Raw genomic sequence first — 12155 nt, forward strand, 5'->3', positions numbered from 1 at the left:
GAACAGATTATCTTGGCCGCCATCGCTGACATCTAACGTATCATGACCATCACCAGAATAGATAAGGTAACTATCGTTACCCAAGCCACCAATCAAGGTATCATCACCTGTGTTTCCACGTAATGTGTCATTTCCAGCGTCACCAAATAACTCATCGTTGCCAGAACCACCATCGAGATAGTCAGTGTCGTTGCCACCAGATAAGGTATCATTACCGCCTTGACCAAAGAGGTTATCATCTCCTCCAAGCCCTGATAAACGATCATTATTAGCAGTGCCAACGAGTTGATCACCTGACTCAGTACCTACTTGAACAACGAGGTTATTGACCTCAGTAACATTTAGGCTTGTACCATCTTCAAATTGGAAGTGATCAATTAAGAAGTGCTCACTATAAGTTAGAAACCAATTCTCGATGGTAATGCTATCACCGTCACTAGCGACTCGAATTAATATGTCATCACCATGACGCTCAAAGGTTAAATCACTAGCCGCAATGCCTGCGCCAAAAATCAACGTATCTGTAGTAGCCGTAAAGTTAGAATATGCCTGCTCCTTTCTCGTAGCAACGATACGATCTTGGCCATCACCAAGATTAAAGTGATAGGTATCATTACCAAATGAACCATAAAGCGTGTCATTGCCTTTACCACCAATAAGGGTTTTACCGCTTTTATCATAAATATCATCAAAAGAGATTAAGATGTCATCGCCAGCACCGCCATCGAGCGTATCTTTACCCGCTCCACCTTCTAGAGTATCGTTGCCTTCATCACCGAAAAGTTGATCATCGCCTGCTCCACCTTTCAACGTGTCATTACCACCGTTACCATGAATAATATCATTGCCAGATTTACCATCGACGGCATCATCGCCCAGCCCTGCATTTATGGTGTCAGCTGTATCAAACCCATTAATAACATCATCAGCGTCAGTGCCCTTCAAAGATTGTTGAAACAGATCGTCCATTGTTCGCTCAATACCATCGGCGAAGGTAAAAATTTCGACCCTAGAATAAAACGTTGTATCGTTTGCGTCCCAACGAGTACCTTGAAAGAATTGGTTTCTAATTGTTACTTGATCAGAGGAGTCATCAAAGGTAATCACTAAGTCATTATCAACCTGTGAAACATGGACAGCAGAGAAATCAATGTCTACGAAATTGATTCTATCCTTTAAACCCACTGAACTTTGGTTTGAAGAATAGGAGTTTTCATCAATGATATCCTGACCATCACCAGCTGAAAACAGATAAGTGTCATTATGATGGCCTCCCTGTAGTTCATCATTTCCAAGCCCGCCAATTAACACGTCCTCACCATAATTACCGCTGAGGGTGTCATTACCTTGCCCGCCGGTTATAACATCGTCGCCCCAACCACCTGCAACGATATCGTTTCCTAAGCCGCCGATTAACGTATCGTTACCCCATTCTCCTCTGATATTGTCATCGCCCGCTTTTCCATCAATAACATCATCGCCATCAGTACCCACTAAATAAGCATCGTCACCCTCAGTACCTTGCAGCACTAATTGCTGAATATCTTCTGCACCTAAAACTGTGCCATCAGAAAAAACCATTTCATTAAGCACACCGTCAAATCGATCGTCATCAAAGAGAAAATAACCATCTACAGTTATAGAATCCTCTGCACCTTTTAGCTTTATTAACAGAGAGTTTTCATTCCTCGACAAGACTACATCGGTAGTTGATATATCATCTGCAAACACTAAGTTGTTAACTCTGTTTTCATATGCTTGATAATATTGAGCAGAAATCGAGTCTTGGCCATCTCCACGAGCAAAATGAATGGTATTTGTGCCATTTCCGCCTTTAATGACGTCATCACCTTTACCACCGGTAATGACGTCGTTACCATTGCCACCATCTACAGTATCGTTACCCAGTCCACCTTCAAGAATATCATTACCGCTTTCGCCTTTGAGGGTGTCATTGCCTGAACCACCAGTTATAGTGTCATGCCCATCTTGGCCTTCAATAACATCATTACCTTCCTGGCCATTAATTACATCGTCACCAACGTAACCAACGATATTGTCATCGCCTTCAGTTCCCTGCAATAACGATAAGTTAATATGTTCAGCTGTCCACACGACTCCATTTGCAAACGTGACTTGAACAAATTTGTTTAAATTTCCAACATCTTCGAAATGATCTCTAACAGTAACTTGGTCGTCGGTACCTAGAATGCTAAATATTAGATCACTGCCATCACGAGTAAAGACGACATTTTCAGGACTAATTTCGCTAGTAAAAATTAACTCATTTTCACAGATTCGATAAATACCGTCGCCAATCGTGTCCTGCCCATCTCCTCGTGAGAAAATATATTTGTTATAGCCGGACTCGCCAACGAGTATGTCATCGCCCTTGCCGCCTATGAGTTGATCGTTACCTCTTCCCCCAAAGATTTTGTCGTTCCCACTGCCGCCATTGAGCACATCATCGCCATCCCCCCCATTAAGAGTGTCATCCCCACCTTCTCCGAAGAGAAAGTCATTACTGCCTAATGTCGTATTATCATCGTTGTCACCGTTGAGCGTGTCATTACCATCGCCGCCATACAAGTAGTCATTGCCATCACCACCATTTATGACATTATCCCGCTCATTACCAATAATAAGATCGCTTAAATTCCCGCCTTCATTACTGTTGAGGTCGTCTATATCTGAGTTCTCAGAAAGCAGGGTGAATGCGCGATCAATGGCTTGACCTTGGGTATATTCAAAATTGGTGGTATGAGTGTTACCCGTTGAATCATAGGCAGAATAGGAAGCTTGTTCAGCTATTCCCATTTGTTGATAAATTGAGTTAGCAAATTCTATTGTAGCCCCTTGTTCTCCAAGGTTACTTGCATCAGATAAACCCGTCATTAAATGCACTAATTCATGAATAAGCGCCGCTTCTAGGGAATCTGCAACGGCTTTGCCGTTGGTGCTAATATAGGTATTATTTTCAAGCCAGTTTAAATCGATAGACAAAACAGGCTCACCACCGCCGCTTGCACCATCGGTAGACGTATCGCGCCCATGTTGTGAGGAAGAAAAGCCATTTTCAGAAAAATTAATATTAATGTCATTGCCCCCTAATACAGCAAAATCCTTAAACATTTTCCTCGCTATAGGTGATTGTTCATAAGCATTTCTAATGACGGACTTAATACGCTCGACTTCGGCGGGAGAGAATTGCTCATCGAACGTTAATTTTTCAAGGACATCGTCAACGGTATTATTACCAGTATCAACACGACCACCTTCAAGTTTAATACCTAACATGCCGTTGTAAAAATTAGGAATATTGAAACCATAAGCAATTAACGTTTGGCTACCATCCAACTCATAAGCAACAGTGAATTGACTTGCTGTTCCATCTGCATGTATTTGTGTATAACCGTCGGCCTCTAAACCGGTTTCTGTTATGGTCTGCTCCCCCCAATAAGTACCACCAGTCAACTTATAGGTGTTATCTCCAATATCACCTGCTTTAACATATACTTCACCTTGGCCATCAGAATCTTCAATGATTGAATAATTTGATGCGGTACCAACATAATAGGTATCAAAGCCTTCACCGCCATTCATATATTCGGTGCCTAGCTTTTCGCCCTCCACGCCATATTTATCATCTGGACTCTCCAAAATAACGCGGAGTCCTCCATCTTCGATATAAAGAGTATCATCTCCTGTTCCACCATAAAGCAGGTCAATGCCATGCCCTCCTATCAGGGTATCGTTACCGGCTCCCCCTTGAAGAATATTAACAGCACCTTCACCGTATACATCTTCTTCACCCGCCTCTAGGTGATCGTCTCCATCTCCACCATAGAGGGTGTCAGCGCCGCCACCCCCTAAGATAATATTATCAAGTTGATTACCTACTAATATATTATCCGACTCGTTTCCAGAAAGAAGTAAACCGCTACCGCCATCGCGGGAATCCAACGCGAAGTTTTCAATGTTTTCATGCTGGCCATCGGTTAGAGCGTAATCAATCGAGGATATAAGGGTATCTGCATCACCTTCACCCGCATTTTCAACGATGACATCAAGCAGGGAATCAACATAGTAAGTATCGTTGCCGGTGCCGCCGGACATAGTATCGTTGCCAGTGCCGCCATCGAGGATATCGTCACCTTCTCCACCATAAAGCTTGTCGTTTCCTGTCCCGCCAAATAATTTATCTTCTCCTTTGCCACCGAATAAACTATCAGCACCAGCGTTACCTATCAATAAATCATCATTATCATCACCATTGAGCGTATCTGAACCTGCGACGCCAATAAGAATGTCATTGCCATTCCCACCCGATAAAGTCTGACCAGCACCCTTAATTGCAATCAATAGATCATTACCATCGCGAGTAGCTTGGATAACGCCATTGGTCTCTAGTCCAAATACTACTTCATTATCAATATTCATACTGGCAATAGCTGATAAAATAGCTTGGCCTTCTAGGTAATCAGCGGAAGAAGGATCTTCAGGGTTTGTTAGACTACTTAAACCAAAGTGTTCTGCTAGCTCATTGGCAATAGGGAGGAATATTCTTTGGAATGACAAATCAGCATAATCAGTGCCTTGTAAATTGTAATCATTAACTGAATTCGATGTCATATGACCAAAGCGTGCTTCATAGTCGATCATATTCTCTAAAAAAGTTTGACCACTTGAAAATTGCGACGTTAAAAACTCAATGACCGAAGCAGCTTCCGTATCACTCACATTACTGGCATCGTCATATAAACCAAACATTTGTGACTCAAAATAACGACGCTTTGCCGTTCCATCGTTACCACCATTGCCGTTCGTTCGATATCGGATCTCGAACCACGCTCTAGCTCGATTACTAGGATTTCCCGTTATTGCCTGGTATAAACTTGGTGCCTCCGATGCAGTCACTAAGCTGGGTAGATTGTAATGTAGGCTAGCCAATGCCAACATTTCTTTACTTTGTAGGTTGAGATGACCACTGTAAATACCTTGAACACTAGTAAGATGTTCGTTATAAACATATTCAAGTAAATCTTCAGCTTCTATTTCGGTTAGTGAACCATTAGTATTAGTGGAAAAGTCAAAAGCGTTTGAGGTAACGTCAGCCTTATATGTGGCAATGACGTCTTTAGCCTCTTGGGCTTTTATTGCATCAGTTTTAAACGGATCATTAAGAATTCCACTTATTTCCTGTAATGCAATATTAGTTTCGCTAATAGCTGATGCGGACAGAGTAATGCCCGCTTGAGTCTGGACTATATTATCCCAATCCGCTTTTAGAACATATAAACCGTTACGATTAAGCACCAACAACGCATAACCATAACCAATTGTCGGAATACCCTTGCCATCGGAGTGATTGGGGTGCTCACCCTCAGCTAATTTTAAAATATTTAAAATTAAGTCAAGTTCACTTTGGTACGAGGTACCAGTTAAATTTACAGTAGTTAATGACATTCTCACTCTCCTTGTTTAATGCTTTCTATACCCGATACCACGCAATATGCGTTTTTCCTTTCGTTTTTCAAGACCGCCGTGATGCCAAGACTGATATGTGAATAAGCGATGTCATATTCATAAGCAAGCAAACCACGAGTTGGTGATATCACAATACCAAAACCAAAATCACCTCGGTCGGTCGGTGCAGATTTCCCACCAACGTAAGAGCATTGATTTACATCCCATAAATCTACATAAGGCAAGGTGACATCTTCAAAGTCGATAATCTTGGGCGTTTTAATGTTAAAAGGAGAATATGCACCACTTGGCATTATGCCAACATAAGCCGATTTGTTATGGCTAAATTTATAAAGATAATACGGTGGTTGTATCTCAAAACGGCGAATTTGACTCCCATCAATATATTCTATTTGTTTTATTTTAAAATCAGTGCAAGCAGTTTTTCCATTCATATAACCAATTAATTCATCATTGCTTTTTAGTATAGCTTTTGGATAAATAACTTTGATTCCCCCCTTTATAAATTCATCGACTAGCGGATCGCAAACATCAGGGTAAGTTATATTCTCTACAATTGTTTCTCTATGACTCGACAATAAGTGAATAAACTCATCGAAATTCCCCCATGGGTTAGTCACATATTTTTTTTCAGTAACTTCACTTGCCAAACACTGCATTGAGAAAAATACGCAAGTTGTGTAAAACAAAGCCCTATTAGTCATTGCTAACTCCTTGTTGAATAGCTTGGGTTTTAACAAAATAACAAATGTCTTGTGTTTCGTTTGAAGGTTGCCCCGTACTGAGTAATCTAGGTTGATTTTCAATTTTTTCTGCATCGTAAGAGGGGATAAATTTAACGATAGCAATAGCATTTTTTTCATCTATACTTTGGTTAAATATAAATTCTTGCCCAGTAATGCGAGTGTCAACATTACCAAATGATGCAATGTAGTAGGTTTTATCTAGCAATAAAGGGCGTATATATGGATCTGACAGATTTGGCCAACTATGACTAATAGCCCCCGTTGTATAAACGGTTTTTCTTTTAATAGGGTACTCTTTAAGAACATAGCTATTGGTAAATCTACCTACATAGCCTATTGCTGGGCTAAACTGTTGGTCGCTTTTAGCTCCTCTTAGCCTCTTATATGAATCCTTTTTGTATATATATATATTGTCATAAGCTCTATTCTGATAGGTATGAGGCCCTCTTCGCTCGAAAGAGATAAACTCATCGACACCATTATTATCTACGTCAAAAAACGCCCCTTTATAGAAGTACTTAGTGTAAGAAGCATATTCCTGCTCATACTCATTTTCGCTTAACAGTTCATCCTCAAAATTAGGCTCTAGCTCGCTTTTTTGTCTAATAATGAAATATGGCTGTTCCCACTTTAGCCAATTAAACTCCTCATGTTCTTCTAGAGCGAGTTTACCATTTGTCATCAAATCACCATTAAATAACTGATACAAACGCTGACAAGCTTTATCATCCTTACTCATAGTCAGAAGGTAATTATCAGCCTGTACAATCGATACATAAAACCCTGACACAATAAGCGCAAAACATTTTGTTATTTTGTTCATATCTAACCTCCTAGAAAGCTGTTAACTAATAATCTGTTATCTTTAACGCTCACGCGCCCCTTCACTGACACCTCGCATTAACGGTGCTAATAAAAACTCCATTAATCGGCGGGTGCCTGTTTTAATCTCTACCGTCACTGACATACCAGGTTTAAGTTTGACCCACTTGCCATTTACATTGATTTCATCTGTCGCTAATGACGCTTTAAGTGGAAATAATAATCCGAGTTGCTCATGTTCGATGGCATCAGCGGAAATGCCGGTGACTTCACCGTCGATGACGCCGTATTTAGTGAACGGAAAACTGTCTATTTTGATTTCAACTATTTGCCCGGTATGCACAAAGCCGATGTCTTTATTGAGCAGTCCAGCCTCTACTTCAAGTTGTTGCCTCCCATACTCACCGATAGGAACGATATGTAACAGCTCTTGAGCGGGCGTTACGACACCACCAATGGTTGCAATAACAAGCTCTTCAACTATGCCATCAACTGGCGAAGTGAGTACCCTTAATTGCGTCAGTCGGTTTGCTTTGGTCAACTCTTGATTGGTACTCTCACTTTGCCGTGTCAGTTGGTTAATTTCTTGTAAGGTATTACGACGTGATTCTGACAGATAGGCGTAAAGGTTATGTTTAGCAGACTCTATGCTCGCGTTAATTTGCTCAACCTTGGCACGTTGCAGTAACAAGGTTTCTTCTTGGTCAATACGCTGTTGTTTTAATTCTAAATATTGATTACGTGATACGGCCGATGTGCCTAGTAAGCTGTAATAACTTCGCTCTCGCTCAATCACTAATGGCAAGGTTTTTTCTATACGACCGACATCTATCTTTATCGATTTTTTTTCAGCGGTCAGTTTTGTGATTTCACTGGTGAAACTGTTTAGCTTTGACTGATACTCTTGCCAGACACTCTCCAACAATAAACGCTGATTGACGGGTAATGGTGGAGTATTTGATGTTGTAACGCTTGAGGCTATAACGTTATAAGGTGTAACGTCTGTGGCTATGGAATTTGATTTTGCATTTACTTTCGTATGACTGACTACCGCATCTAACTTAGCTAAAAAAGCTTTTTGACGAGCTAAGTCTTCGATATATCCTTGCCATTCACTACTCAGCCTATCGGCATCAGCTTGGCTTGAGGTATTGTCGAGTGCGATTAGTTTATCACCGGCTTTAACGTGTTGACCTTCTTTGACAAAAATCGTTTTTACTACGCCAGTTTCGAGCGGCTGAATAATTTTAACTTGACCACTTGGCACAATTTTACCTTGTGCTGTGGCGATAATGTCAATTTCAGCCCAAGATGCCCAGGCAATAAGCACGAGCATTAAGGCCATAATGCTCCACAGCAAAGAGCGGCTCCATTTAGCCGGTGGTGCAGCTTGAATTTCAAGCGCTGCGGGTAAGAAGGCTAATTTTTCTTGCGCTAATTTTCGATGTGCGAGTTTATTTGCCGCTTCTATTTCATGTTCAGATTTATGAGACATTTTTATCTCCCGTATTAGGTTTATTTTGTACTATGGGGTTTATCGGCGCTTGTGCTAGCGGCTTAGCCGCCATACCTAAACCGTGGTGGTTTTGAATTGAGTGAAGTTGTGCGTATATACCACCGAGTTTGACTAACTGTTGGTGATTACCTTGCTCAACCAATCTCCCCTTATCTACCACCATAATGCGGTTAGCATCTTTAACTGCGGAGAGTCGATGAGCAATGATAAAGACTGTTCTGCCTTGGCTAATGCGGCGCATGTTAGCTTGAATAATACTTTCTGATTCATAATCGAGCGCACTGGTGGCTTCATCAAAAATCAGTATTTTAGGGTTAGTGACCAATGCCCTGGCTATCGCAATACGTTGGCGTTGACCGCCTGACAATGACGAGCCTTGCTCGCCAATAACTGTATCGTAGCCTTCAGGCAACTCTAAAATAAATTCATGAGCACCACTAAGCTGTGCCGCATTGACGACTTGTTCCATTGGCATACTTGGGTCAACAAGGGCGATGTTTTCTCGAACGGTGAGATTAAACAAAAAGTTCTCTTGTAAAACCACACCGACTTGCCTGCGAAGCCATGCAGGTTCAACCATAGCTAAATCAACACCGTCAATGAGCACTCTGCCAGCTTCAGGTACATATAACCTTTGTATTAATTTGGTTAAGGTGCTTTTGCCTGAGCCAGAGCGACCAACAATACCTATCACTTCACCGGGTTGGCACTGAAAGCTGATATTATTTAATACAGGTACTCGGCTCGGGGCATAACGAAATATGACATCATCGAATACCACCTTGCCCATGATATCGGGCAAGGTGGCACGGTTTGGGTTATAACCGGGCTCAGAAGGAGAATTTAATACATCACCTAAACGTTGCAGTGAAATATTCGCCTGCTGAAAGTCTTGCCACAAATTTACTAAACGCATAATGGGGCCGCTCACACGCTGAGACAACATATTAAACGCAATGAACTGCCCTATGGTCAGCTCTCCCGCTACCACCGCAATAGAGCCAAAATATAATGTTAACAAGCCACCAATCTTGTTTATGTAGGCTGCAATTTGACTGTATACGTTATTCAAGTTACTCGTTTTAAAAGAAATATTAACGTAGTCAGCCAGTTTATCTTCCCACTTATTACGGAGTTGTGGCTCCACTGCCATGGCTTTAATGGTTTCGACACCATTAACCGATTCAACTAGAAATGAATGATTCTCAGCACTTCGCTGGAATTTCTCATTCAGTCGTTTACGTAAGCTAGGAGTAATAATTAATGAAAGAGCAAGGTAGAAAGGGATAGTGCCAATAATTATCCATGTCAGTAGCGGTGCGTAATAGAACATCACCCCGAAAAAGACAAAACTAAAAAACACATCGAGCACAACAGTTAATGATGAACCGGTTAAAAACTCCCGAATACTGTCTAGCTCTTTAATTCTGGCTACTGTGTCACCCACTCGGCGACTATTAAAGTAAGCCACCGGCAATGACAGCATGTGCTTATATAATTTACTGCCTAGCTCAACATCCACGCGATTAGTAGTATGGGAAAACACATAGGTTCGAAGCCCGGTAAGCACCACTTCAAAAGTAATCACAATAAAAAAGCCAACTGCAAGCACATCAAGTGTGGTCATGCCTTTATGCACCAGTACTTTATCAATAACTACTTGAAAGAATATTGGTGAAGCTAACCCGACTAACTGAATAAAAAAAGACGCCACAAAAACATCGCCAAAATAAATTTTGTATTTAATCAGTGCAGGAATAAACCACGAAAAGCCAAACTTAGCACTTTCTGTCATTACCCCACTTATTAATGAGCTACGTTTGGATAGTAATAACAGATCACCTGTCCAAAATTCGTTAAGCTCATCGAAAGTATGAGTCGTGGGGCCAGTGCGAGGATCAGTAATGTCTTGAACCAATACTTCATCATTGGCAACTTTGGCAATAATGAAAAAATGACCATCAATATGCCGCGCGATTGCAGGCAATACATGGGCGGTAAGTTTAGCTACCGTATCGGTGATGAATTTAGCTTTAAAACCAATACTTTTAGCAGCACGCACTAAATTAATATCCGCTAATAACGACTTGTCTTCATTAGAAGAATCATATTTAAATTCACGAAGTAAAGCACTTGGTTCTACGGGGGTCTGGTGAAAACGGGCAATCAATGATAAGCACTGAATGCCTGAGTTGAAATGGCTCGACATCTAACTCCTGAGTCTTTTTTCTGTCCTTGAAAGTGGCATTCTAGAAAACAATTACCTAAATGTAAACAAACGCAAACAAGTGACGATGAAGACTTACAAATGTAACCATTTCGTGTGTATTAATTTTACTCACCCCCGCTAATTATAATTTTAAAGCATGTACCATCGACATAGTCTTGAACGTTTATCTCACAAGCTTAAGTGTTAAAAAACACTCAAAATATGTTCGAAAAACGTTCGAGATCTAACCCTAAAATGTAAAGCTAGATGCAAGTAAGAAGCGCACCACGCATGCTTTGTTGGTTTGTGGCTTCGAGCTTCATCTAATAGCAAGTCTCGATAGCACAGCACACACGCAGTCGTGACCTCATCAGTGAAATCAGGTTCAATGGCATTAATAAAATGCCTGATACACTGATGAAGTTGCTGTACTGTTAGAGAGCGTACCCTCTCTTTATTTTTAGAAGTGATGAACTGGTCGCTGAAGAGGAATTTGATCGAATAACTTAGAGCATAGCAAATAGCAGTGGAACAACTGCAACAGAAACGTCACAGAAACCAATCCGAACGGCATCGATTTGTTTATTTAGCGAGGAGCTAAATTCACCAGGAGTAGTTTTAGTGGTTATTGAATCTATTGCCTGATTAACAGCCCAAATTACTCGTGAATATTTTTGGAGACAGTTTTAGACTTCGTCAACAGTGAGATTTTCACACCAAATGGAAAACCCATATATATCAAAGGCTTTTTGTAGAAAATTCGGGTGTAGTAGGTGTGATTTGTCGCGCGGAATAGATACATTGTCTCAGTCACTCCTATTTCAGGATGTTGAACTGTTCTGAAATTCTTTAGATACAAAAAAGCCGTTTACGATCTCTGAAACGAAAAATGGCTATTCTTTCGAGTAGCCTTTCGTCTGAATATGACGGAGAGATAGCGATCTTTAACAATAGGAACCCAAGGGTTCACCTCCTTCTAACACGAAAAAGGGCTCATCAAATGATGAGCCCTTTTCTTAATATGGCGGAGAGATAGGGATTTGAACCCTACATTGATACGCTATAAACCCGTGACTCAAAAAGTATATATTTACAAACGAAAAAAGCCCCAACATTTCTGCTGAGGCTTCGTCTTGAATGTGGCAGAGAGATAGCGATCTTATATTAGGAACCATAGGGTTCACATTACTATCAAAACTATCATCTTCTTAAACGAAAAAAGGCTACTCTTTCGAGTAGCCTTTTTTCTGAATGTGGCGGAGAGATAGGGATTTGAACCCTAGATGGGCTATAAACCCATGCCGGTTTTCAAGACCGGTGCATTCGACCACTCTGCCATCTCTCCGAACGCCGCGAATAATATAGTGACACCTCA

Annotated in this window: 5 protein-coding genes and 1 tRNA gene; all 6 read right to left on the bottom strand. The window is 41.0% G+C overall.

Annotated elements, in window-relative coordinates; genetic code table 11:
• Nucleotides 1-5466, bottom strand: a 5466-nt coding sequence (locus HRU42_RS18690; RefSeq protein ID WP_295033328.1) for a calcium-binding protein, incomplete at its 3' end; no start/stop codon positions are given.
• 2 nt (nucleotides 5467-5468) lie between these two features.
• On the bottom strand, nucleotides 5469-6191 hold the full coding sequence (locus HRU42_RS18695) for a hypothetical protein (protein WP_295033330.1): 723 nt from the start codon (nucleotides 6189-6191) through the stop codon (nucleotides 5469-5471).
• Nucleotides 6184-7056, bottom strand: coding sequence for a hypothetical protein (locus HRU42_RS18700; protein WP_295033332.1), 873 nt, complete (start codon nucleotides 7054-7056; stop codon nucleotides 6184-6186). The genes HRU42_RS18695 and HRU42_RS18700 overlap by 8 nt, the downstream gene beginning before the upstream one ends.
• 42 nt (nucleotides 7057-7098) lie before the next feature.
• Nucleotides 7099-8550, bottom strand: a complete 1452-nt coding sequence (locus tag HRU42_RS18705; RefSeq protein ID WP_295033333.1) for an HlyD family type I secretion periplasmic adaptor subunit — start codon at nucleotides 8548-8550, stop codon at nucleotides 7099-7101.
• Nucleotides 8540-10780 (bottom strand): type I secretion system permease/ATPase, encoded by a 2241-nt coding sequence (locus tag HRU42_RS18710; protein WP_295033335.1) that lies wholly within the window; start codon nucleotides 10778-10780, stop codon nucleotides 8540-8542. The genes HRU42_RS18705 and HRU42_RS18710 overlap by 11 nt, the downstream gene beginning before the upstream one ends.
• Before the next feature lie 1254 nt (nucleotides 10781-12034).
• A tRNA-Ser gene (locus HRU42_RS18715) sits at nucleotides 12035-12125 on the bottom strand.
• Between the last annotated feature and the right edge of the window lie 30 nt (nucleotides 12126-12155).

The sequence above is a fragment of the Shewanella sp. genome (assembly GCF_013214165.1).
Lineage (GTDB): Bacteria > Pseudomonadota > Gammaproteobacteria > Enterobacterales > Shewanellaceae > Shewanella.